Raw genomic sequence first — 24,705 nt, 5'->3', positions numbered from 1 at the left:
TTATAGGGTAGCGGGGAGCAGGGGCGACCCAGCGCCGCGGCAGCAAACTTGCTGCAAGCTTTGCGGGTGTAAGGTGCTGACTCAAAAGCCCACTTTAGAAACGAGAAAAGCCAGCTATAAGCTGGCTTTTCTTAATATGGTAGCGGGGGCAGGATTCGGTTATGAGCCTGCGGCAGCAGATACTGATAGATAGTCCCTAATTGGCGTAAATCGGTAATAAATCGTAAGATAGCGGAAAATCTCTAAAAAGAAAGCTTTCGGACGATAGGTCGATTAATGACAAACGAAACAGCTCAGGGATGGCACGGCAGCCACGCTGGAATAGCAAAAAAAATGACCTTAAGGCTCGGTGGGCTTTTTCAGGAGTTATGCGATTGGGCTGTCCGAGAGGAGCTAGACCAATTGTTAGAGGTCAGTTACCACATCCTTGGCTTGGACAGCCAAACGATGGGTATCCCCAACCTCATCAAAGAGCTCGCCTATCCCGAATCACAACGGGTGTTAAAACTCTGGTCAGACAACTCCAGTACGGACAGATTTCTCCGACTCGCCGAAAAATTCAACAACAATGAAACCATCCGTAACAGCTACCAACCACTGAGCCATAAGGGCTCCGCAACACAAACGAAGCGTCGGTTTCCTGACTTATCAACACGTACATTTTTGCTGACTTTATTTACGCATCCATTAGCAGTCACCGATCAAAGCCATATTTTCGAGTTGAGGCGGGCTCTCAGGCTGTGGCTGTTTTTTCAGGCCGTTGATCGGCTTGTTCGTTATGGTTGCATAGCCGACTCAGCTATATCCGATGCAGCCCGCTTCCTGATTCTGGATTCGACAGATCCAGGCTGGGCTCTTGTCGACAGGTTGCTGAGTGACGTCCTGATCCAGTTACAGAACAAAGGGATGACTTACCAGCGATTTGGTAACGCTCTGAAAAGTGCTGCCGAGCGCGGAAGGCAGGATGTGAAATCAACACGGGAAACGCGTTTCCTCAACAGTATCGGCGCAATCGCGAAGGGCAACTGTCAGATTATTGAGGCTCGACAGTCCAAGTGGTTTTCGACCGAGCACCTCAAAGACTGGCGTTTCCAGGCTCAGCCTCGGGTTTCCTTTGAAGCGGACGGGACTCGGTTTGAAGTGTTAGCCGGAGAGATTCAGGAGGAAGAAGGGGGACCTTACAGCTTTCTGGCAGAAGTTGATCCCACTGACTCTCCGGCTCAGCAAACGCTATCCTCCGGTAGCGTTCTCATCCAAAGTATTGAGTTGTCCCATTACTTGCCGTGGTCATGGGATAGGTTGTTGCCCCCGGAAGCTGAGGCAATCGACGAATGGTTAAACGAAACGTTAAGCGCTGACGGTATCCAGGACCGGCTTGGTGCAGTGTTCGTTTGGTTATCGATGAACCTGTCTCGCTCACTGGCTTTAGTCGAACGGATCGTTATTGGTGACGAAGAGGACGGTGATGAATGGGGGTTTTCAAACGACTTTCAACTTTTGTATCGAGCTTCACCTCGACGGCATAGCGGCTGGAAACCCGATGACGAATCCACCCCGTTTGTTGCCCCGACAGAGGAGATCTTGACAGTTGAAACACCTGAGGCTGCAAGAACAGTGCTGCTTGAATCCAGTGAAAGGCTTGATCGGTGGCCAGCTAGCCTGGGTGAACTCTGGGCCGGGATCCACAAGACGTCAGTTGAGCGATGGTTTAACCAGCAAACTACCGGAATTTTGAGGCGCATTACCAGTGCCAAACTGGCAAACCGTAAAGCACAGACTTTGTTCGAGTCTACAGCGGATCACCGGTTTGCCAGGCTGTTAACATCTCATCCTCAAACGGCCTTGCCTGGCGCATGCAGTTACTCAACTTGGAATATGACCGCGATAGAAAAAGGTCTCGGCCTCTCGGTTTATAGAGCGGATCAGCTTCCTGAGGGCCTGAACCTGATTGGCAGTCGATTGGTACCCTTCAAGGCGGTCTTGGTTAGGGAAATCCAAGAGGCACAACGACGGCTGCATTCCACGCAACGCACGGACATGATTGATTACCACAACGCGCTAGCACAGTACGTGGTGATGGCGCTGTACGCCGCAACTGGCTCACGCCCCCTTCGGGATCCTTTCGAGTCGGCTCGGCTTTTTAGCCTAAGCGCCGCTTGTGTTTACGTGAACGACAAAAGCGACGATGGGCTTCATAACGGTCGTTTAGTTCCGTTGCCATCTTTGGCGATTGAGCTGGTGAAGTACTATCAGAGTCACTTGATTACTCTGGCCCGAGAAATATCATTACATCGATCTGAGCTCTCAGACTCGATACGGTCGCTGCTTGAGGTAACGGGGACTGGTATGCCCCTTTTCTTTTTACTGGACCGACAGCTGAGATGGCATTCAATGGCGGATGCAGGTGACGTAAGTGAGGAGCTTTTTCGCTGGCCGTTGCCGGCCAATCTTTTTCGTCATCACTATGCCCAAGAGCTGTCTGCGTCAGGAGTAGATGCCGAGGTAATTGAAGGATGGATGGGGCACGCTGAACGCGGTGTGGCAACCTACAGTGATTACTCTCCTCGGTGCTGGGAAAACGATGCCAGACACTACCGTGAGGTCATCGATGAGGTATTCGAGCGTCTCGGTTTTTCTGTGCCGAATCTTTCAACTAATCCTCCTCCCTTAAAATACCTGCCCAGCGAAGATCGATCATATAAAGAACCCAAAACGTTTGGTATTAAGTCCAGAGCAGCGCAACGAAAACGCCGGCTTCAGGCAGCGATTCAAGATGCAAAGTACGACATCGCACTCTTCCTTGGCGAAAGGGCACTCGAAGATATAAGCGCCGACGAGCTAGCTGAGTTGAGTAATCAGATGCTATTACGCTCGAATCAGCTTCCGCACCCCCAAGCCTCCCTGAGATTCCGTATTCTGGCAAAAAAGGTTGAAAGGTCGTCGTTGGAGGCGAATAAAAAGTTCAAAAAGCGTGTGGTTACTCTCAAAGAAGAAAAGACACTGGTGAAACAGGATGTTATTCGTGCACTTGAGGTTTTCCCGTTGCTCCAGGGCTGGGCAGATAAGATCCGGCTGTCAGCCCAGAAGGCTAAACTGACGAAAACTCACGCATTATGTATCGGGGCGGCACTGCTCGCTATAGAGAAACGGCTGAGTTATCGACGCCTTTTGATCGACGTGACCGCCGGGCGACACTTTCGTGTTGTACAGTGCAAAAACCAATTCTTTTTCGAGTATAACGAATCTCTGATCGCTGAAGATTTTTCAGAGCCAGTCCAGCGGCATGAAATTAGCTATAAAACAGCATCTCTATTGGCCCACGGCCTCGAGCGTACACAAGACATTGCGCCGCCTGAGCCAGGTAAAATCACCGCGTTCCAGGAGCTTTTAAGCCATTTTCGTAACGATTGTGCGCAACAACTCCAGCCTTCAAACGAGGAATTTTTTGACTGGCTTGCCGACACGATTAGCCAGTGTAACCTCGTTCAGCTTCCTGGCATGGTGAGTGCCGCGCTGAGTGAACGAGTCCCTCCAACTAGCGCTTCTTGGGCGGACACACTTCGGCTTACCCACAATTGTTTCATTCAACTCCCGGAACATGCGATTAACGCAGAAAGCGTTAACCTGCCTAATACCGCGATCCCAAAATCGAGAAAGCCCGAGTCTGACAAGTGCGTCCTTCAAATCAATGCAGATCAGTTTATATCGACTGTTCATAAGGAGCTGAAGCAGTATAGACAATCAAGCGCGCTGGATACGGCGAAGGCCATCGAACAGCTCTGTATAGAAAACCGGGCTGCCGTGTCAGTTGCGCTCATATTATTGGCACACTGGATCGCCGCAACCATTCGAAGAGGGAAGGGGGCCAAGGGACGAAAATTCAAACCGTATGCCGGTAGCTCGTTGGAAAACTATTGGGGTGTGATGAATAAACCTTTCGCGCAGCTGGCTTATAGTGCCAACCTGGTCGCTATGGACAACGAGGAAGTCACCGAACTATGTGACCAGATGCTACAGTTCAAGCGACAGTCTTCCACCAACACCCGGTACTTTGCTCAACGGTTGCTCGGGTTCTTCAATTGGGCGGGCCAGATTGGTGTAGAAAGCCCGGATTGGACTGAACTGGATATGGACGTCGATGTGCGGACTGTTAGTCCAGGGCTGATCGGCGAGCAGGAGTACCTGGAAACACAACATCATATTCGCTCAGATTCAGGATTAGCTCGAGAGCAGCGCTTGATGTTGGGCTTTGTGCTGCTTTGCTGTTACCGATTTGGGCTTCGCGCACGTGAGGCAATTTGTTTGTTGAGACGGGACTGGCAACTGGCTAATGGTCACCGCTGGATCCTGGTTCAGAATAATCAATACCGGCACCTGAAAAGTACCGCTAGCCGGCGAGCGGTGCCACTGCTGTTCCAGCTTTCCGGTCAGGAGGAGAAGCTGATCGAACAGGTCCTGAGTCGATACCACAGTATCTGTGGCGACGACACCAAACGCCCCATTTTATGTGAGACGACGGGTGACACCACACCCGCATTAACCGGTTTGGCGTCACGGCTGTCTCTTACCTTAATCCTCGCGATCAGAACGATCACTCGAAGCGATACTTTGGTACTTCATCACTGCCGGCACACTTTTTATAATCGCGTAGCCACGGCGTTACTGGCGCTCGATACGCCGTCATCAAGGCAAATAAGATCCGGGCTTGACCCCCAGCTAGTTCAAAAAATAGTGCTGGGCGTCGAGGTCAACCAGTCTCGTCGGGTAGGTATGGCGTTAGCGCGCCTGATGGGCCATCAGTCACCACGTCCCGGGATGCTTAATTATGCCCATTTATTGACCGAGTGGGCGGATCAGTTAACGCCTGTCAAGAGCCATCGATTAAGAAAAATACGCACGGTCAAGGACATGATGGCCCTCTCCATGGCGTCGCCAAGGCCTGCGCCAGCATTAAAAACTGCACTGGAATACCCGGAGCCGACAATAGCGACTTTGCTGCAGACTCTGCATCTGGTGGCATTGGGGCAATCCTGGGCACGTGCGGGATCGGCGATGCAGTTACCTCCAAATTGGGGGGGCTGTCTCGAAAAGGTATTTTCAAACGCCAACAACAACCAAAGTCACAAAGGCCTTGATGGTGAGAGGGGCTGGCTTGATGGAAAAGACTGTCCCAATGCGCTTTTGGAGAGTATTTCGCCCTCCGCCTGGCACCGTTTAATACATCACGCCAACGAATTGGACGGTCGTGGTGTATTAAAAGACAATCAATATCAAAGCCTGGATTTAGATGAACTGCCGATACTGATCAGCCGGCGACGCCACCTGGTTATGGATCAGCCGGAGCATGCACTTTTCGCGAGGCAATTTCTGAAACTATTCGATATCGCCGATGAGCAATACCATGTGATCGCCCGATTCGATGACCCAGAGATGATCGGCATTCTGATGGATGCGGGATTTGGCGTCGAATCAGAGTATTATATTGCGAAGGAAGACGTAGATGCAGGATCTAAATACCGAGGCAAATTAATAAAGAAACCTACTTATTTGCATGGGTTCCCTATTTATAATCGGCGTCAAGGGCGATTCAGCTATGGCGAGATTATTATTCCGCGATCGCCTACAGGCGTAATACGTAATAGCTACGAGCTCGCTGTTTCATTTTTGACTATTGGAGTTTATAGTGCCATGACTTAAAAATTTAGTTTTTGAAAATTAATTATGTGTGATCCAGGTTCGCGGTTCTTATTTTAGAGTGAAATCTTCATTGTCCTTAACCTCTTTGATACCTTCTAGGTACCAGTGAGTTCGTCCCCTCCCGTCCTCCGTCTGTCGCGCCCGTATGTGCAATATTTTTGATGCCTCCCCAGAGATGGTACATATGCGAGCAATAATTTCATCCAGGTCGGATACAAAAGTCAGAAACTTACCACTCACGTCTTCATCTTCCAATAGTCGCAAAAACGCAATTTTCTTTGAAATTTGGGCGCCGTCAGCTTCTGCGAGACCATCGTAGGATCTAACGTGCCTCTCAACGTCCGGCGCGCGCTGGAAGCGCCCTTGGACTGCAATTTGGTGAGATGGCAATAGCTGTGGGAAATTAATGACAAACGGATCATTTATTACAGAACCACCGTTTTTGGCTATGAATTCGTCCGCGAATATTTTGACATGATCGAACTGAATGTCAGACAGTTGATAATCGATTTCCCGGTTGAATAGATCTTCGGACTCCTGAATTGCAATCGAGAAAAACAAGTGTATGACATGACTGATAATTTTTATGAATTTTTCATTGCATTCATGTGTGATCATTACTGTGCATGAGTGTTTTATGAGTGAGTTGTCATTTTTTCGAGAGATGAAGTCGTCATGTGTGGCAGTCGCCTGATTGCCACTGTAAACTGGTCTGAAAACTGATTGATTAGATTTGCAGCTGAATCAAGTAGCTTTTTTAATCTGGAATCGCTCAGTCGCGTTGGATCGATCTGGTAGAGTTCATCCGAGTGTGGTTGTACGGGCGAATTATTAAACTGAGCTTCAACTATAAGATCACGACGTAGTTCTAGGGTCGTGCGATCGCTATCTTGGCTTATTGCATGATAATTCATTGTCGTTACCTCGCCTAATGCAATTAGGTATTAAAAATGGTTTATCAATTTCGAGTAAACCTCGAGAGTAAGATTTTCTATAGCCGAAAAACCATTTAGAGATAACGTATCTCCTCATAAGCCGAACTACCACACCGCAGCATCATGTTGTCGGGTAAACCGGACTTTTCTAGAAGGTGGCTATCGAGGTAACGGATCGAAGCGGCTCGGAATGTATCATCGCTGCCTCACCTGGTAGCAGAGGAGTGACGCTGTCCGAGCATTCGTTAGTACGTTTCAGTCATTGCTCTGCAATCGTCGATCGGCAGTCATCGACCGGTAAATCCATTTACAAGGCCATAACGGCTTCGGTGAGCGCTAGAAAGGCATGTTCATTCGTTTAAACCTGACCGCCTGACCATGCTAACTGCAGTGGTAAGGCCACCGTCCATCTACAGATGCTGATACAGTTTCCAGGCTCATACAAAGTTCCGAGCCTGAACAGGCCGACACGGTATGTCGTTTTTCTAAGGTAAGATGTCAGCAAATCAAAATTTCCGGAATCTCCGGCACGGCGATTGACAACTTCTGAACAGGTTGAGGGCTACAAGATGCCAAGGTTCTTGCACACGGCAGACTGGCAAATGGGGCGGTCATACAGCCGCTTTGATGCAGAAGATGCGGCTGCGCTGGTTGAGGCCAGATTTCAGGTTATTGAGAGACTTGCTGATTTGGCGACGGAACATGAATGTGATGCTGTTTTGGTGGCGGGAGACGTATTTGACGCTCAAACCGTATCAGATCGCACCATTCGCCGAGTTTTTAACGCAACCAAAGGGTTTTCTGGTCCCTGGATCATGCTCCCCGGCAACCACGATGCAGCACTGGTGGAAAGCGTCTGGACCAGGGCCCGGCGCCTTGAAGCCGTGCCCGATAACGTCCATTTCGCCCTCGAACCCGGCGTGATCGAATTGGAACAGGCGGGCCTCGCGGTTCTTTGCGCACCCCTCACGCAGCGTCATACCTATAGCGATCTGACCGAGCCGTTCAACTCCCTGGAAACCACGGAAGGCCTGATCAGGGTTGGCCTTGCCCATGGCAGCGTGCAGGGCGTGTTGTCCGACGACATCGATGCCACAAATCCCATTGCCCCTGAACGTTCAGTCGTTGCCCGGCTGGACTATCTCGCACTGGGGGACTGGCATGGCACAAAGCAGATTGATGAGCGTACCTGGTACTGCGGGACCCCGGAGCCGGAGCGATTCCGGAATAACGAGACCGGCCAGGCATTGGTGGTCAACGTTGCCGAGCCGGGTGAAAGGCCAGAAGTTACCCAGGTCAGCACCGGTCGTTACGAGTGGCACCAGTGGCGCGAGACGCTGGCCGTCGACTCCGATCTTGATCAACTGCTGGAGCGGCTGCTGGCTCTGCCCGAATCGTCCGTAGTTGACCTCCGTCTGGATGGGTCGGTCACCCTTGTCGGTGAAGAAAAGCTTCTGCGGGCACTGTCAATAGCAGAAGCCAGGTTCCGGAGCATACAGTGTGATCGAAGCGGATTGCATCTGGAGCCCACTGAAGATGATATTGCTGACCTGAAAGCCGATGGCTATGTGGGAGAGGTTGTTGAAGCACTTCGCACTAAACAACAGGAGGAAGACAGTGATGTTGCCAGGGAGGCGCTGGCCATTCTGGCGGGACTGTTGCGGGGCAAAGAACAGGAGGCCGGTCAATGAAGCTTCAGCGCGTACGTATCGAGCAGTTACGCCAGTTCCGCAAACCGCTGGTGCTGGACAACGTGCAGCCGGGTCTGAATCTGATCCACGGCCCCAATGAATCTGGTAAAAGCACCCTGGTACGGGCCATTCGCGCTGCGTTTTTCGAGCGATATCGTTCAACAACGGTGGATGACCTCGCCCCCTGGGGAGATTCAGCCGCCGCACCCACCATCGAGCTGGATTTCGAACACCAAGAGATAAACTGGCACCTTACCAAGAGTTTCCTGAAACGAAAACGCTGCGACCTAAAGGTCGGTACGGACACTTACGGTGAAGATGATGCGGAAGAAAAGCTCGCGGAACTGCTCGGCTACCAATACCCGAAACGGGGTGTCAGCAAGGCAGAACACTGGGGTATTCCGGGATTGCTCTGGGTCGAGCAGGGCACCGGTCAGGATATCGATCAGGCCGTAGAACACGCCGGAGACCACCTGAAATCCGCCCTCAATTCACTGGTCAGTGAAGTTGCCAGCTCCGGAGGCGACGAACTGATCGAGTCCGTACGCTCCCGGCGCGACACCCTGCTCACGTCAACTGGCAAACCCCGGGGTGATTATCTGCAGCTGGAGAAAGACCGTGATCAGTATCAGCAAGACATCGAAGCGCTCAAGGGCCGGATCCGTAATTACCAGGACCAGGTTGACCGACTACAGAAGCTGAACCACGAGTACGAACAGGCCGAGAAAGAACGTCCCTGGGAGGACGCTCAACGGCAACTGGATCAGGCCAAAGCCCGGTATCAGCAGGTAGAACGTCTGGAGCAAGATCAGAAGCAGGACGAGGCTGCGCTCGAGCAATTGCTACGACATCAACGTTTGCTGAAGCAGAACAAGGATCATCTTGAAAACCTGACACGCCAGCTTGAAGGGCGAAAATCCGAGCTGGACAGGGCGCAGCGTGAGTTCGAGCAAACGCAAGCAAACACAGCGGCCATTGCCAGAGGTCTGGTTGATGCGAAGTCCGCCTATGAGGCGGCTGAAAATCAGCTCAAACTGGCCCGATTGCTGGAAACCCGTACCAGGCTTGAAGAGGACATCCGCCGCCTTGAGCAGCAAAACCGTACCTTATCTCAGAACCTGGACAAAGCTCGCGATCACCAACGACAGCTTGACGAGGCCAGGGCCGAAGCCCGGGCGAATCAGATCGAGGCCAGCGCAGTAAAAGCCCTGAAACGCACCGAACAGCAACTCAATGAAGAAACCATACGCTCACAGACCATTGCCACTCGCCTGAGCTGGCAACTTGAACCGGGTGTATCGGTCACCTTGAACGATGCACCATTAGATAAGCAGGGAGAGGAGCTACTGCTGGAAGACTCCAGGCTGGCCATTCCGGGCGTAGGAATCCTCGGCATCACGCCCGGGGGCGAGGAACTGGCCAGCACCCGTCGCAAACTGAATGCGCTTCAGCAGGCCCTGGCCGAGCAGATCAAGACGTTGGGTGTGGATTCGGTTGAGCAGGCCGAGACGCGGCTGGCGACCTATGAAGCGGCCCGGCGCACGCTGCAGCACGCCGAAGAGTTATTCAAATCAGTCGCGCCGAAAGGCATGGATCCGCTGGTTTCCGAGCAGAAGGACATTGAGGTCGGACTGGAGAAGGTCAGGGGCCAGCTGCAGGCCACACCAGAGCCCGTTACGGCGCAGGGTGTGCCTGATATGGCCGGAGCCGAAGCGGCCTTTACCCGGGCAGCAAGCAAGGTTGAGGCGGCCGAAACCGAGGAGCAAAAGCATCGGGCGGATTTGCTCACCCGAGAACAGGCACGGAACAGCGCCAGGGCAGAGTGGCAGCGTCTGGCCGAAGAAGAACAGAGCCCCGAGCGCCAGCAACAACTACGGCAGCTGAGCGACGATCTGGTCGACAACGAAGCCCGGAAGACGGTGCTCGAAACCCGCATCAAAAACCGTGAACAGGAAATCCTTGAAGCCAGACCGGACATGCTCCGGCAAGATATCGAGCGATACCAGAGGAGCATCAACCATCTTCGGCAGGCACAGGAAACCCGCGGGCGTGAGCTGAGGGACATCAAGGTCAGGCTGGAGGCCTGGGGTGCCGAGGGCCTGGAAGAACAGCTGAATGAAAGGTGGGCAGAACTGAAGCAATGCGAACGCCGCCATCAGGAGTTGCATCGCCGGGCCCTTGCCCTGGACTTGTTGCTGACATTATTGACGGAAAAGCGCCAGGCACTGACACGACGCTTACAAGCACCGTTGCAGAAACACCTCAATCACTATTTGTCGGTAATGTTTCCCGAGGCTTCGCTTGAAGTGAATGAGCAGTTAAAGCCCGGAACCTTCTGTCGGGGGTCTGAGCTGGGACAGATAGCTGAGTTGAGCTTTGGTGCCAGGGAACAGATGGGTCTGATCAGTCGGCTTGCCTATGCGGATCTCTTGCGAGAGGCGGGGAGGCCAACTCTGGTGATACTGGACGACACCCTTGTACACAGTGACAGTGATCGGCTTGAGGACATGAAACGCATCCTTTTCGATGCGGCTAGTCGACATCAGATCTTGTTGTTTACCTGCCATCCGGAAAACTGGAACGATCTTGGTGTCCCACCTATTGACCTCCAGAGCCTGAAGGTTCAGACCGTTGAAGGGACGTAAATGGTGGTGACAAGCGTCGGCTCTGCCAATTATGCACGGCTGACGTGACAAGCTGGATACCTTGTTTGGAGGCGGATTGAGGGAACATAACCGGCTCAGGGTGACATCAAGTCTGAAATGCACATATCCATCGCAAGTTTCCGGTTGTGATTTAACCTTGCCGCACTTAACGGATATCCCCTTGTATTTGGCTATAGAATATCGAACAAATTTCATTGTGTATCGTCAGGTGAATAATTGAACGACTATCTCCAGAAAATCCTTCGCGGCGAGGCGATCAATTATGAGGTCTTTCTAAAGAAACTCCCGAAACCGTTTCGTCGTCGCCATCGGGACCTCTTTGCAACGGAGAAGGTTGGAGGCAATCGTTGGATTGTCACGATTTTGGATGAAACGGCTTTTGTCGAGCTCCAGAACTTGGCAGCGGTTCCTGTGAGCCGTGCGGATGCAGCCAGAAAGGGAGATTCCCACCGCCACGGGACCAATGTCAGTTTCCTTCTTGCATACCATCAGGCACTGACCTCCAGCCGACCGGATGTAGTAGTGATTGCTGGCGATGCTGTCGACAAGGGCTTTCGTCGGGCGTCACGGGTGTTGGTGGTGGAGAACGAACGCAATTTCTATTGTTACGAGCAGATGTTGGCGTTTGCTGACGAGGTCCTGGATAAGCGACTGGATCTGGCGACATGCGATGTAGTACTTGGTGGAGGAAACCGGATCACCCGGGCGGCCGTTATTGAATGGCTGGGTGATTACGAGGAAGTGTTATGTGCATTTGACTATGACGCGGGCGGGCTGCAAATGTACGCATCTATTGTCGCGGCGCTGGGTAATGCCGCTGTCTTTGTGCAGCCAGCTAACTGGCAGGCCTGGCTTGGCCATTTCGTCAAAATGCCTGACTCCACCGAACGATTTACAAGAGCCCTGAGACTGGCGGAAGATCTGGGGTTTACATCGCTGGCACAGGTTTTTCGCGCCACCGGTAATTTTATGGAACAGGAAGTGATTCTGGATGAATGATGTACAGGCTGGTTCCAGCGCCTTCAACTTTGGGATCCGTCGGCTGGTTCTGGTGGACTCCGCTGGCTTCTGTTATGTGGAAATTCCGGTAGACAACCATGGCCTGATTCTGGGGCCGGGTAATCTTGGCAAATCCAGTCTGCTCAATTCCTTGCGCTTATTTCTGCTGCCCGAGAACAATTTCAAGAACAGCCGTAAGAAATTCGCCTTCCGCAACGCCAGTGCCGGCAGTTTCTACACCAATGAGGAAAGCTACCAGCATTACTTTCCCACCCAGTTCAGCTTCCTGATCATGGAGGCGGAAAACCCGGCTGGTGTGCACTGCCAGATTCTGTACCGGGAAAATAGGAACCAGCTCAGCTATGGCCGGGCATTTGTGCCGAAAAGCTATGATCAGCTCCGGCCTTTGTTCTGGAGTGGCGACGACTCGGATGGCATTGGCCAAGCAGTGCCGGATTTGTCATTCAGCCGTGTGTCGGAAGCCGTAAAAAAACTCTCCAAAGATACCCGCTTTATCAATGAGCCGGCCCAGCTCAAGAGGATGCTGTATAGCAGCGAACTGATGAACGTGGATGCAGTGCGTTACTCCGTACTGCCGCTGGGAGAATCCGACGAGCGTCGTGTACAGTCCCTGCGTACTTTGATCCTACTGCTGTTCGAGATGAAAGCCGACGACCAGGCCATGGCCAATGCAGTAGCCAGCATTATCGAGGCGGACAAAAAGTTCGCGGACGATGCTTTCGATTTCAATATCGATGATTTTCTGAACCACCATGATCAGCTTAAACAGCAGCAGGCCCAGCTCAACCGAATTGAAAAAGAGCGTGCGCGGTTCGACAAGCTCAATAATGATTACCAGAAATATCAGGCGTTACTGCGCAGCCAGACTGACTTTGCGGCCTTCCGGGATGGTTTGGACAATGCCTGCGCTGATATTGCCCGCCGCCGCAAGACGGCGATGGAGGCTTACACCGAGCAAAACGAAACCCTGCGTCATGTTCGTCGAACCCTGGATAAACTCAAGCAGGAAGCCGACAACCTGACTGGAGAAATCCGCTCTGCCGATCGCCGGATAAAGCAGGCGGAGCAGAACAAAAAAGACGGTGATCTACTGGTCTCGCGATATGGGTCGATGTCCCTGCAGGAAATTGAGGACATACAACGCGATGAATTGAAGAGCAAAAAGGACCACCTGGCGGCCTTGAAAAGCGCTGCCCAGGCTGAAATCCGGTTGCAACAGCTCGAAGAGAAGAAACGACGACTGGACAAGAAGCTTGAAACTGTCCGGGAGCGTGAGAGCAAGCAGCAGTGGCAGTTGCAAAATCAGCTTGATGAGTCCGTGGCTGGGCCACTGCGCTCTGTCGACCCACGTCTGATGATGGCCAGTTCGGGTCGAGACCTGGACGCCAACAGCAAGTCGGCGATCGAAGCCTTCGCCAGGTTGTTTGAGCCCAGCGAACGGGGCTTTGAGTGGTTCGATACCGAATACCAGCCACAACCGGTGCGCCAGGAAAACTTTGCCGAACAGCGACAGCGTCTCCACGGCGAGTTGAATGGCCTGGAGACAGAGCGGTTAGAGCTGACAAATACCACCAATCAGCAGCATGATCGGCCGCGTCTGATTGACCGTACGGAAAAGGAAATCCGAGCGATTGAAAATGACCTGGATACCCTGGCTCGCTATCCAGCGGTTGAGACATCACTGAGTGATGCGACGGAGGAAAAACGAGCGGCGAAAGAAGCCTTGGCAAAACAGGAGGAACAGGCCCGGCAAGAGCGAAAGAAACAGGACGCGCTGCAGGAAAAGGCCGCCAAGGCAAAAGCCGAAAAGGAGCGCATTGAAGAGTTGGAGCGCGAGCTCGTTGGCCTCAGCCGCAGTGTGGGTGTGGTGGAGCACCGCTTTCCTCATCTGAAATCAGTGCAGTCCGAACAACCTCTGGCCATTGAGCACGTCTCCGCGGTTGCGTTTGATGACCTGCAGGCTCAGTTGAACGAGCTGGAAGACCTGCGTCGGGATATTCTGGAGCACCTACGTCGGTTCGTTTACGAGGGCATTCATGAGGACACTGATGGCGAATTGCAGAAGGACAGCCCCACCTCGGCCGCGATCCGCCAGGCATTCAAAAGCCTGTCTGACCTGTTTGCCGGCTTGGCCGAGCGCTGGCGGGTACTGGAAGAGCAGGTCGGCATTCACAATGAAACCGTGGCGAGCTACCGGCAGGCTCTGAAATCCAATGACGAGCATGTTACCCGTTTCGAGTCTCAACTCAATCGGGAGCTGGATGGGGTTCAGATCAACGACCTGGTGGAGATCCGGGTGGATATCCACAAGGATCCGAAGTTCCGCAATCTGGTGGAGGAAGCAAACAACATCGACCCGTTCGGCAGTCAGCTGCAATCTGACGCTTTCTATGATCGGCTGCGGGTATTTGTGGCGGATTTTTTCGGAGAGCAGGGCGAAAGCAGACGGCTGACCATGGACAAGGTGATCACTGGTATTTCCTACCGTACCCGCAAGGAAAACACCTCCACGCTGGACCGGAAAGGTCAGTCCACATCCACCACAGCCCTGATCAATCTGGAGTTGGTATACCGTCTGCTCAAGCGGGTACTTTATCCGGGCGTACAATTGTCGTTTCCGATGGTACTGGACGAATTGGCCAGTGTGGACATCAGCCAGGTTCCGTCCCTCCTGGAGCGTTTGCGCAAGCAGGGCTTCAACCTGTTTTCTGCGGCCACTCACAGTGCCAGTGCCGAAATAATTTATCTCATTGGCCGCCATCTGGAAGTGGGGCAGATGCGCACGGCTCGACCGTACAGCCCGCAGCGAACGCTGGTTTTCTGGGGCGGGCCGGAAGGCTTCACCGATGGCGAGTCCCTGAGCCACTGGGCGGACCATACCCAGAACAGTTTGCTGGAGCCCTCGGATGAGTAAGCGTTTCAGCACGCTGGATACGACCCGGTTGATCTTTGATCACCCGAAAATCCTATTCCGGCTGATCGAACGGATGGATCGTAATGAAACCCGCTACATTCGCGAGAGCGACCTGGTGGCTGAGGTCATGGAGTACACTCGTAATCTGGGCAAGGCTGACCGGGACCGGTTGCGACTGGCCATGAACACCGACAACCTGTTCCGCACCGGTCTGGTGATCGACATCATCAAGGCGGAAGGCGAACGTCGGCTTGTCTTCCAGGATGCGCTGATCAACCTGATGCGGGCGTGCAATGCCTCGCTCTACCAGGAACTTACTGATGCCCGATTGCGGGGCCACCTGGTTACCCTGCGAGATGTGCGCGATCGTTTGGAGACGAGCAGCTTCAGCGAGGCCGATCTGGATTACACCGAATTGCGAGATGACCTTAACGAGCGGGTAAGTCAGCTGATCGGCATGCTGCGCCAGAATGTGCTACGTATGCAGACTATCAGCGCCCGGCTGGCGGATATGTCGGGTGATGCCAGCCGGGCGCCCGATAAGTACCTCGAATTTCGCCAGAACCTGTTTGAGCAGATCGTAACCCTGTACAACCGGCACATTAAGCCTATCCTTGTATTCCTGAACCCGGACACCCGGTTGCCTGACGGCACCAACCTGTTTGAAACCCTGGAAGCAATGGTCCGGCTGCTGGAAAGCCATGGTGATCTCAGCCTGGCGGACCAGTTGTTCCGGTCATCTCTGAGTCTTAACGCGCTCTACAAGCCTATACAGTCGGTAGCCCAGGAGGTGGAGCACTTCCTGCGCAAAACCCGTCGAGGCATGGTCCAATACAACGCCATGGAGAATTTTTACGACAAGCTGCGGGAACTTAAGGGTGAAACCGAAACCCTCAGCCTGCGCCGCAAATGGCTGGAAGGTGGCGAATTCGCCCGTGGTACCGGCTTCCTGGTGGGCTTGCGAGCCCAGCAGCGACCCAAACACTATGCCTTTGGCGGCTCTGCCAGCTACTACCAGCTGTTGTTTAGCGAGCTGGAACTGCGCCTGGCGGACCTGCAGCGTAAAGATGAAGTGCCGGTGCTGCAGGAAGTTGAGGGCAGTGGACGCTATGCCCGGGTGGATGTGCAACGAATCAATCAGCTCTACCAGTGGCTGGAAACCCTGCAGCTGAGACCCACCCAGGACCTTGTGCGGGAGCTGCACGGTCGGCTGGAAGGTTTCATGCCCGGTTACCGGTTCCCTGATCTGCTTGCTGCCCTGAACTGGCTGATCAATACACCGCCGGAGGGCATGCAGGTGATTACCACCAATCGCTTCCGCACCCTGGAGCAGGAGCCGGAATCCGGGCAGTTCGTCTATCGCAAACGTCTCCTGGAGAACCGGACGCCGCAAACGCAAGCGGAGGCACAACATGTCTGAATCGAGTGATATTCAAGAACTAGCGAAAGCCAATAGCGATTTCGATCAGATCCTTCCCGCCCATAGCGCTGCCATCTACCGGGAATTTCAGGCTGGACGTGTGATTGTCCGGGATGTCTGGGACAGCAACCGCTCGGAGCTACGGCCCAATCTGCTCTATAACGTACTGTACAACCATCTGTCCCATTTCCGGACCTTCTACGAGCACCTGGGCAGTGAACTGGTGTTTAATGAGAGCGGAGCATTCTTCTTTCTGAAAGAGAGCAGCGACGACGAAAGTGAGGAACACGATGAGAACGCTTTCCGGGTACAAGTCATCCTGCTGCTGATCGGGCGTTATTTCGCTCGCAGCGGCCGGGACCTGGATTACCTGGGCCGTCCCGATGCTGGCTTGAATGATCAAGACGTCAGCGCTATGGCAGACGATGACGAGTATCAGGACATACTCAGGGCGGCCCGCTTCGACAAAGGCTTGCCTGAAGCTTTGGAGTATCTGGACAAACGTAATCTGCTGTTTCGCTCTGGCGCGGACCGATGGTTTCTGAGTTCGGCAGGGCTTTATTTTTTGCAGGAGCTGGTTAGGGAATATGAGCAGGATTAGGAGCCAGATTTTCCAACTCTGGTTGAACCTAATACGGTGACAGGAGGGAGCTCCACTCCGAGCAGGATGACTCTCTCCGAGGGTGCAGTGTTGGAGACACGGTTGCTCAAACCGCTTGGGGGCACTTGACCTCAGCTGGCCTTTTAACACCGTTTAGTATCTGGATTTACTAATTAGTAAGTAAGCGTTCGAGCATTACACCTTGTCAGGTATAGCCGGCTTCCAGTTGTGGGGCAATAGCTCGTCGATGGCGTTGTTCTTCTGTGTCGGCAGCCGGGTCAGCACATCCTTCAGATAGGCGTACGGATCATGCTCATTCAGCTTGGCTGACTGGATCAGGGTCATCACCGCAGCCGCACGCTGACCACTGCGCAGCGATCCCGCGAACAGCCAGTTGGAACGGCCGAGTGCCCAGGGTCGGATCTGGTTTTCCACCCAGTTGTTGTCGATGGGTACAGCGCCATCATCCAGGTAGCGCGTCAGCGCTTCCCAACGTTTGAGGCTGTAATCCAGGGCTTTGGCTGCGTATTCCAGACCAAGGTTGCCACTGATTCCAGACGAAGCCTGCCACCCATTCCACGCGAAAGCTGCCACTGATTCCACGGCAAAGCTGCCACCCCGGCAGGCTGCCTGAAGCTCCATCAAAATCGTCCGGCGCGGGATAACTTAACGGTACTCTGACCCTTTTCATCCGGAGATGGGCCCGATGCCAGCGAAGAGGTTATCCATGCGTAAGATCAAAGAAGTTCTTCGCCTCAAGTGGGAGCGAGGGCTGAGCAACCGCCAGATTGCGGCGGCCTGTGGCGTCAGCCGTCCCACCGTGAGCGAATACCTGCGCCGCACGGTTGAGGCCGGTCTGAGCTGGCCGTTGCCAGCGGATCTGGATGAGGCCCATCTGGAGCAGTTGCTGTTCCCGCCGCCACCGGACCTGCCGGCACAGGCCAGAGGTATACCCGACTGGCAACACATTCGCGACGAACTCACGGGCAAGAATGTCACCCTGTTCCTGCTCTGGCAGGAGTATCGGCAAGCCAACCCGGACGGTTATCAGTACAGCTGGTTCTGCGAGCACTACCGGGCCTGGCGGGGCAAGCTGGACCTGGTGATGCGCCAGGACCACCGGGCCGGTGAGAAGCTGTTCGTGGACTATGCCGGCCAGACCGTGCCCGTCATTGACCGCACCACCGGAGAGATCCATGACGCGCAAGTCTTTGTCGCGGTGATGGGCGCATCCAATTACACCTACGCCGAAGCCACCTGGAGCCAGACATTGCCGGACTGGATCGGCTCTCACACCCGGGCCTTCCAGTACCTGAACGGAGTGCCGGAATTAGTGGTCCCCGACAATTTAAAATCGGGCGTTACCAAGGCTCACCGATACGAGCCGGACCTCAATCCAACTTACCAGGATATGGCTACCCATTATGGGATCGCCATCGTCCCCACGCGCGCCCGTCAGCCCCGCGACAAGGCCAAGGTGGAAGGGGGTGTGTTGATCGTCGAGCGCTGGATCCTGGCAGCGTTGCGCCATCGCCAACACTTCTCACTGGGGCAACTCAACGCCACCATCCGTGAGCTGCTGGAGCGGCTGAACACCCGCCCCTTCCGCAAGTTACCCGGCTGCCGGCGCGACCACTTCGAACAGTTGGACAAGCCGGTCCTGCAACCGTTGCCGACGGAGCCGTACGTCTACGCGGAGTGGAAGAAGGCCCGTGTTCACATCGACTACCACGTGGCCATCGACGGGCATTACTACTCGGTGCCCTACACCCTGATCAAGAAAGAGGTGGAGGTTCGCATCACCCACAACACCATCGAGTGCTTTTACCGGGGCAACCGGATCGCCAGTCACCGGCGTTCCGACCAGAAGGGACGGCACACCACCATCGCCGCGCACATGCCCGAATCCCATCGCCAGGCTGGTGAGTGGTCGCCGGAACGGCTGATCGCCTGGGCAGCCAAGACCGGACCGGCGACGGAGAAGCTTATCCGCACCGCACTGGGTGCCCGCAAGCACCCACAGCAGGCTTACCGCTCCTGCCTGGGCATTCTCCGGTTGGGTCAGAGCTACGGCGAGTCCCGGCTGGAGGCCGCCTGCCAGCGCGCCCTGATGCTGGGCAGCTGCCGCTACAAGAGCATCGAATCCATCCTCAAGCATCGCCTGGATCAGCAGCCCCTGGAAGAGCAACAGGAGCTGGCCTTACCCGACACTCACGACAACATCCGTGGCCCCGCCTACTACCACTGAAGGACCTCTGACATGCTGAAACATCCCACACTGGACAAGCTCCACGCCCTCAAACTGACCGGCATGGCCGCCGCCCTGGCGGATCAGTCGGCCACTCCCGACATCACCGATCTGAGCTTCGAGGAGCGCCTCGGGCTGCTCGTGGACCGGGAAATGACCGAGCGAGATAACCGGCGCATGAGCAGCCGGTTGCGCCGTGCCAGGCTGCGACACACGGCCATCCTCGAAGACATTGACTACCGGAACTCACGCGGCCTAGACAAGGGGCTTGTACAGTCCCTGGCTGGCTGCCAGTGGGTCAAAGAACACCTGAACGTGCTCATCACTGGTCCCACCGGGGTTGGCAAAACCTGGCTGGCCTGTGCACTGGCACACAAGGCCTGCCGGGAAGGCTACACCGCACAGTACGTGCGCCTGACCCGACTGATGCGGGAGCTGACCATTGCCAAGGGCGACGGCCAATACTCAAAACTCCTGACAAGTCTGGCCAAGGTCGACGTGCTGATCCTGGATGACTGGGGGCTGATGAAGCTGAGCGCGGAGAACCGAAGGGACTTGCTGGAGGTGCTGGAAGACCGACATGGCCGGCGCTCCACTATCGCCACTAGCCAATTACCCATCGAGGAATGGCATGGCGTGATCGGTGACGCCACTCTGGCAGACGCCATTCTGGACCGGCTCGTTCACAACGCCTACAAGATCAGTCTGCGGGGCCAATCCATGCGAAAGCGGCAGGCAAAGTTGACGGACACTACGGCTTCGGAGTAAGAAGAGAAACCCCGCGTCGCTACGCTCCGATGGGTGGCAGCCTTGCTCCGGTCCGGGTGGCAGGCTTCACGTGGAATGGGTGGCAACCTTCGGCGGTTTACGCAGCTTTGGCCGTGCCGGAGCCATCCGGCACTTTCTGGCGATGCGCCAGCATCCATTGATGCAGTGCATCGGCAATCGGCTTCGCTTTGGCTTGTCGTATTTCCTGCCGCTTGTCCGGGGGCAGGTCTTTGGTGTCCCGCTCGATCTCGTACAGCCCGCCGATGTATTCCAGTGCCTTCGCGGCCAGCTCGCTCTTGTTGGCTTCGTGCAGGTCGTAGAACTTGCGCCGGGCGTGGGCCATGCAGCCGATTTCGGTGATGCCGTTACCGAACCCGGCCTTGTAGCCGGCGTAGTCGTCACGCACCAGTTTGCCCTGCCAGTCGCCCAGGAAGGTGCGGGCGTGTTCACCCGCCCGACTGGGCGCGAAGTCATAAACAGTGGCTTTCAGGTCCGAGAACGGTGTGGTGCAGTAGGCCCAGACATAGGCCTTGTGGGTTTTCTTCTTGCCCGGGGCCAGCATGCTGACCGGGGTTTCATCGGCATGCAGAACGTTGTGTTCCAGCAAGGCGCTTCGCAGCGCATCCGCCAGGGGTTGCAACTGCACACCACAGGCACCCACCCATTCAGCGAGCGTGGAGCGTGGGATCTCCAAGCCAGCACGACCGAAGATGCGTTCCTGACGGTACAGAGGTAGATGATCCGCGTACTTGGCCACCAGCACTTGGGCCAGCAGACCGGCGGTGGGGATACCTTTGTCGATCACCTGCGGTGGTACCGGTTCCTGGATCAGGGTCTCGCACTTGTCGCAGGCCCACTTGCCCCGGATATGACGCTCCACGGTGAACTCGCCCGGGACGTAGTCCAGCTTCTCGCTGACGTCTTCGCCAATGCGTTTGAGCTGACAACCACATCGGCACTGGGTGTTTGCAGGTTCGTGGTGGATCAGGGGACGGGGCAGCTCTGGTGGCAGTGGTGTGCGCTTGGGTTTTTGCTTTGGCCGTGCCGCTTTCTGCTCCTCGGTCATCGCCTGATCCAGCTCGGCTTCGATCGCGGCCAGGTCGCTGTCGATCAGTTCATCCAGCAGCTTTCCCTGAACCGCGTCCAGCTGCTCGCTACGCCGGGCGTACTTGTGGCGCTTGAGGATGGCTACTTCGTGAGTCAGCTTCTCGATGATGGCGTTGCTGCGCACCAACTCTCGCTCCTTCCGGCCCAAGACTTGATCCTTGGCATCCAGAGAGTCCATCAGTTCCGTCGCCAGGGCACGGAGCTGATCGGCAGAGAGTTGGTTGATGTCAGGGCGCTGAGTCATGCCCCTTAGTATGCCAAGCCCTTGTGCTGTGGCCGATTCGCGGTTCTGGCTATAGCGGCATTACGGCACTTGTGGTTACAGGATGGAGATGACGCCGTCGGCTCCAAGGCGCTGCCAGGGCAGACCCTGAACGAGGGCGGATAACTGTTCCTCGGTCAGGCTCAGTTGGTCACCGCGCCAGGTTTCGCCCCAGTGGAATTTGCCTCGATTCAGCCGGCGGGCACAGAGCCAGATGCCCAGACCATCATGGATCAAAACCTTCATTCGGTTGCCTCGCTTGTTGGCGAACAGGTAGGCGCAATGGGGTCTGGCAGAACCGAAGACCTGAATAACCCGGGCCAGGGCCTTGTCTGGCCCGGCCCGCATATCCAGCGGTTCGGTGGCCAACCAGATCTCGTCAATCCGGATCATCCCAGCAGGTCCCGCAACAGAGCGGCACACTGGTGGGCCTGCTCCGCAGGCCACTCTACTATCACCGCGCCACCGGCGCGGGGAATCTCAATTCGGATAGCGCTACGCTTGCCTGAGACCGATTGATTGTCCGGTGTAGAGTTTGCCGCTGGCAGGCTAACCGGAACAAATCCAGGTGTTGCTGGTGTTTTATGAGTTATGGTGATTTCTGGTGTATGGAAGCAGGCTGAAGGGGTGGCGTATCCTGTTGGTTGATTTCCGCCAAGATCACAACCAACAGAGGAATGATACGCCATGTCCAAGTCTAACCTGCATGCTCTTTCACAACCAGAGGTAGCCAGCAACGACCCGTTGCACGAGTTGATCCGGCAGGGTGCCCGGGATCTGATCGCACAGGCCGTTGAGACGGAGCTGGAGAGCCTGTTGAAGCAGTACGCGGACGTCAAGACGCCGGATGGCCGCCGTGCTGTGGTGCGTAATGGACACCTTCCCAAACGCACTGTCCAGACAGGCGTCGGCGACGTGGAAGTCCGGGTTCCCAAGGCCCGGGACCGCAGTGGCGCTGGCATTCGCTTCAACAGCCACCTGCTGCCACCGTACCTGAAGCGCGCCCGGAGCCTGGAGGAACTGATTCCCTGGCTCTACCTGCGTGGCGTTTCCTCCGGTGACTTCCAGGAGGCCCTGAGCGCGCTGGTCGGCGAGCAGGCCAATGGCCTGTCGGCTAACACGGTATCCCGGCTCAAGGTGAAATGGCTTGATGAGCACAAGGACTGGCAGAGACGGGACTTGAGCCAGAAACGCTATGTGTACTGGTGGGCCGACGGCGTGTACAGCAACGTCCGCCTGGACGACCGGCTCTGCCTCCTGGTGATCATCGGCGTGACCGAGCATGGTCACAAGGAGCTGGTTGCTGTCGAGGACGGCCACCGGGAGTCCGAGGCCAGTTGGCGAGAGCTACTCACGGATTTGCGGGAACGGGGCCTGGAGCCCTCGCCCAAGCTGGCTGTTGGCGACGGCGCACTGGGCTTCTGGAAGGCCCTGAGCAAGGTGTTTCCGGATACCCGGCATCAGCGGTGCTGGGTCCATAAAACCGCCAACGTGCTGGACAAGCTGCCCAAGTCGGTGCAGCCGAAGGTGAAGTCAGCCTTGCATGAGATCTATCTGGCCGAGACACGAGACAGTGCCCACAAGGCGTTCGACAGCACCCTGCGGCGGTTCCGGGACAAGTACCCCAAGGCCATGGAAAACCTGGAGAAGGATCGGGATGAATTGTTGGCCTTCTATGATTTTCCGGCGATTCACTGGATTCACTTACGGACCACCAATCCGATTGAATCCACCTTCGCCACAGTACGACTGAGAACCAAGCGGAGCCGCTCCTGCGGCAGCCGTGACACCACCTTATCGATGGTGTTCAAGCTGCTCCAGTCCGCCCAGAAACGCTGGAAGCGGATCAAGGGGTTCGACCAACTGAAGCTGGTCGTGGACAACGTACAGTTTCAGGATGGAATACAGGTGGAAGACCAATCTGACAGGAACGCTGCCTGATGGTCATACACCAGATTTGACAATAACTCGTGTTTTATCCGCTCGCTGCACTTCTCTTATCCAGCGCCGGACCATGTTAGCGTTGAGGCCGTTATCCAGGGCGATCCGGGAAACGGAGGCACCAGGTGCCAGACATTGGGCGACAATCTCGGCTTTGAATTCGCGGGAAAACCGGCGACGGCGTTGGTAGGGTTTGGTTACGCTTAAGTCATTCATGTTAAGTGTCCACTAGAAAATAAGTGGACACTATCCTGACGGCGGCAGCGGCTGGCTCAAGATGGGATTACCGGCCGCTTACATTAGTAAATCGGACTACTAAAACCTATTAACCAAGACATACCGTACTCACTCAAAGCGATTCTAATGCCCGGTTTGCAACCACGGGGGGTAGACTTTGCCCTGGGCCCAAGTGATTTAGATAGTTGGATTTCAGCAGCGATGTCGGCTCGGCCTCGGGGCATTCGCTGGATGCGGAATCTGCGACTGCACTCAGTGTTCGGCCGTCAGCGGGCGTTGTCCGGTACCGAGTGTGCTCATGATTGGACTCTTTTTCAAAGTGGTTTACCGCCAAGGCCTGATGGGGGGACAGTGGAGGCTCCCACCAAGGTCTTGAGCCCCGGATCCCTAATAAACACTCAGTCACCAAAACTCAAAACATTAGACAATACCGAGACGCCGGGCGATAGCCACAGCCTGCGTCCGATTACTCGCATTCAACTTGGAATTAATATTCCGTAAATGAGTCCGCACGGTGCTGTCGGAGACGCACAGTTTCTCCGCCATGGTGCTGTTGGAATAGCCCTCGGACAATAACTGCACTACCCGGGTTTCCTTGCGGGTGAGGGGATCCAGCAGGGTGCTTTGCGGCTTTGGTGAGGCTGCCTGCTCCTGGATTTCTGGACCGAAGGTATCCAGCAGTGACTGGATATGATCGATGCGGAGCGGCTCGGTATGCTCATTATTTTCCTTCAGGCTCTGGGATAAAAGCAGCGCCAAGGTGCCAACCGCTTGGCCTTCATCCTCGATTCGCCTCACGTACACTTCCGAAGAGGCGATGTGTAACACACCCCTCATAATCTCCAGGGCTTCCTGTAGGTGGTGTTTAGAGCTGAGGACGATCAGGTTCAAGCTACAAGGCGCGGCATCCTTGCCCTCAGGGTGGGCGTCAATCTCCTCCAGCCACTCTACGAAGTCTTCGCTGGGACGTTGATTAAGGCCCGGAAAGGCGTCCTCGACACCGTTGAGGCGGCTTTCTACCTCTAGTTCCAGGCCCGAAGTGAGAAACATGGGAGCAACAATGGCCGGGGCTTTGAGCCGGCCCTGAAAGGATTCGGGAGTAGCCATAAACAAAACTCCTGTCTTGTGCGTTGCGAAACCCGGCGGAAAGGTTATTGGTCTTGGGGCTGGAGTGCGCTAGCAGCTTCGCCGGATATCT

General features: G+C 55.1%; 14 protein-coding genes and 2 pseudogenes. 10 read left to right on the top strand and 6 right to left on the bottom strand.

Annotated elements, in window-relative coordinates; genetic code table 11:
* Positions 1 to 276 precede the first annotated feature (276 nt).
* Positions 277 to 5,697: a hypothetical protein gene (locus tag LJ360_RS13880; protein WP_264994323.1), complete on the top strand. Its 5,421-nt coding sequence runs from the start codon at positions 277 to 279 to the stop codon at positions 5,695 to 5,697.
* Between the two features lie 48 nt (positions 5,698 to 5,745).
* Here the strand turns inward: LJ360_RS13880 and LJ360_RS13875 are convergent, their stop codons facing one another.
* Positions 5,746 to 6,315, bottom strand: coding sequence for a hypothetical protein (locus LJ360_RS13875; RefSeq protein ID WP_264994322.1), 570 nt, complete (start codon positions 6,313 to 6,315; stop codon positions 5,746 to 5,748).
* An 886-nt stretch (positions 6,316 to 7,201) separates the two neighbouring features.
* On the opposite strand from LJ360_RS13875, the gene LJ360_RS13870 reads away from it, so the two are divergent.
* From LJ360_RS13870 to LJ360_RS13845, 6 genes are all read left to right on the top strand, one after another.
* A complete protein-coding gene (locus LJ360_RS13870; protein WP_264996047.1) occupies positions 7,202 to 8,323 on the top strand; it encodes a metallophosphoesterase family protein in 1,122 nt (373 codons plus the stop codon).
* The gene (locus LJ360_RS13865) at positions 8,320 to 10,968 is read left to right on the top strand and encodes an AAA family ATPase (RefSeq protein WP_264994321.1); all 2,649 of its coding nucleotides are present in this window, start codon (positions 8,320 to 8,322) and stop codon (positions 10,966 to 10,968) included. Before LJ360_RS13870 ends, LJ360_RS13865 begins: the two co-directional genes overlap by 4 nt.
* 237 nt (positions 10,969 to 11,205) lie before the next feature.
* Positions 11,206 to 11,988 (top strand): hypothetical protein, encoded by a 783-nt coding sequence (locus LJ360_RS13860; protein ID WP_264994320.1) that lies wholly within the window; start codon positions 11,206 to 11,208, stop codon positions 11,986 to 11,988.
* Positions 11,981 to 14,923 (top strand): hypothetical protein, encoded by a 2,943-nt coding sequence (locus LJ360_RS13855; RefSeq protein ID WP_264994319.1) that lies wholly within the window; start codon positions 11,981 to 11,983, stop codon positions 14,921 to 14,923. Before LJ360_RS13860 ends, LJ360_RS13855 begins: the two co-directional genes overlap by 8 nt.
* Positions 14,916 to 16,343: a hypothetical protein gene (locus LJ360_RS13850; protein ID WP_264994318.1), complete on the top strand. Its 1,428-nt coding sequence runs from the start codon at positions 14,916 to 14,918 to the stop codon at positions 16,341 to 16,343. Before LJ360_RS13855 ends, LJ360_RS13850 begins: the two co-directional genes overlap by 8 nt.
* Complete coding sequence (locus LJ360_RS13845) at positions 16,336 to 16,944, top strand: condensin complex protein MksE (RefSeq protein WP_264994317.1); 609 nt, start codon at positions 16,336 to 16,338, stop codon at positions 16,942 to 16,944. Before LJ360_RS13850 ends, LJ360_RS13845 begins: the two co-directional genes overlap by 8 nt.
* A 195-nt stretch (positions 16,945 to 17,139) precedes the next feature.
* Here LJ360_RS13845 and LJ360_RS13840 read toward each other — a convergent pair.
* Positions 17,140 to 17,466 (bottom strand): annotated as a pseudogene (locus tag LJ360_RS13840) (IS66 family transposase); the annotation flags it as partial.
* A 184-nt stretch (positions 17,467 to 17,650) separates the two neighbouring features.
* Between LJ360_RS13840 and istA the strand changes: the two are divergent.
* Together istA and istB are read left to right on the top strand one after the other, a co-directional pair.
* Complete coding sequence (istA, locus tag LJ360_RS13835) at positions 17,651 to 19,192, top strand: IS21 family transposase (protein WP_264994316.1); 1,542 nt, start codon at positions 17,651 to 17,653, stop codon at positions 19,190 to 19,192.
* Between the two features lie 12 nt (positions 19,193 to 19,204).
* The gene (gene istB, locus LJ360_RS13830; RefSeq protein ID WP_264994315.1) at positions 19,205 to 19,960 is read left to right on the top strand and encodes an IS21-like element ISSpu5 family helper ATPase IstB; all 756 of its coding nucleotides are present in this window, start codon (positions 19,205 to 19,207) and stop codon (positions 19,958 to 19,960) included.
* Positions 19,961 to 20,063: 103 nt separating this feature from the next.
* Here the strand turns inward: istB and tnpC are convergent.
* Together tnpC and tnpB are read right to left on the bottom strand one after the other, a co-directional pair.
* Positions 20,064 to 21,311 (bottom strand): annotated as a pseudogene (gene tnpC / locus LJ360_RS13825) (IS66 family transposase); the annotation flags it as partial.
* Positions 21,312 to 21,386: 75 nt separating this feature from the next.
* Positions 21,387 to 21,722, bottom strand: coding sequence for an IS66 family insertion sequence element accessory protein TnpB (gene tnpB / locus LJ360_RS13820; RefSeq protein WP_264994314.1), 336 nt, complete (start codon positions 21,720 to 21,722; stop codon positions 21,387 to 21,389).
* Positions 21,723 to 22,016: 294 nt separating this feature from the next.
* Here tnpB and LJ360_RS13815 point away from each other — a divergent pair, with 294 nt between their 5' ends.
* Positions 22,017 to 23,270: an IS256 family transposase gene (locus tag LJ360_RS13815; RefSeq protein ID WP_091854776.1), complete on the top strand. Its 1,254-nt coding sequence runs from the start codon at positions 22,017 to 22,019 to the stop codon at positions 23,268 to 23,270.
* A gap of 3 nt (positions 23,271 to 23,273) precedes the next feature.
* Here the strand turns inward: LJ360_RS13815 and LJ360_RS20060 are convergent, their stop codons facing one another.
* Positions 23,274 to 23,486 carry a transposase gene (locus LJ360_RS20060; protein WP_413774368.1) on the bottom strand — a complete coding sequence of 71 codons (213 nt, stop codon included), beginning with the start codon at positions 23,484 to 23,486 and terminating at the stop codon, positions 23,274 to 23,276.
* Positions 23,487 to 23,927: 441 nt separating this feature from the next.
* On the bottom strand, positions 23,928 to 24,614 hold the full coding sequence (locus LJ360_RS13810; RefSeq protein ID WP_264994313.1) for a helix-turn-helix transcriptional regulator: 687 nt from the start codon (positions 24,612 to 24,614) through the stop codon (positions 23,928 to 23,930).
* Positions 24,615 to 24,705 lie beyond the last annotated feature (91 nt).

This window comes from Marinobacter sp. AN1, assembly GCF_026013985.1.
Classification (GTDB): Bacteria; Pseudomonadota; Gammaproteobacteria; order Pseudomonadales; family Oleiphilaceae; genus Marinobacter; species Marinobacter segnicrescens.
The sequence above is the reverse complement of the archived record's forward strand: the minus strand, read 5'-3'. Positions and strand labels throughout refer to the sequence as shown.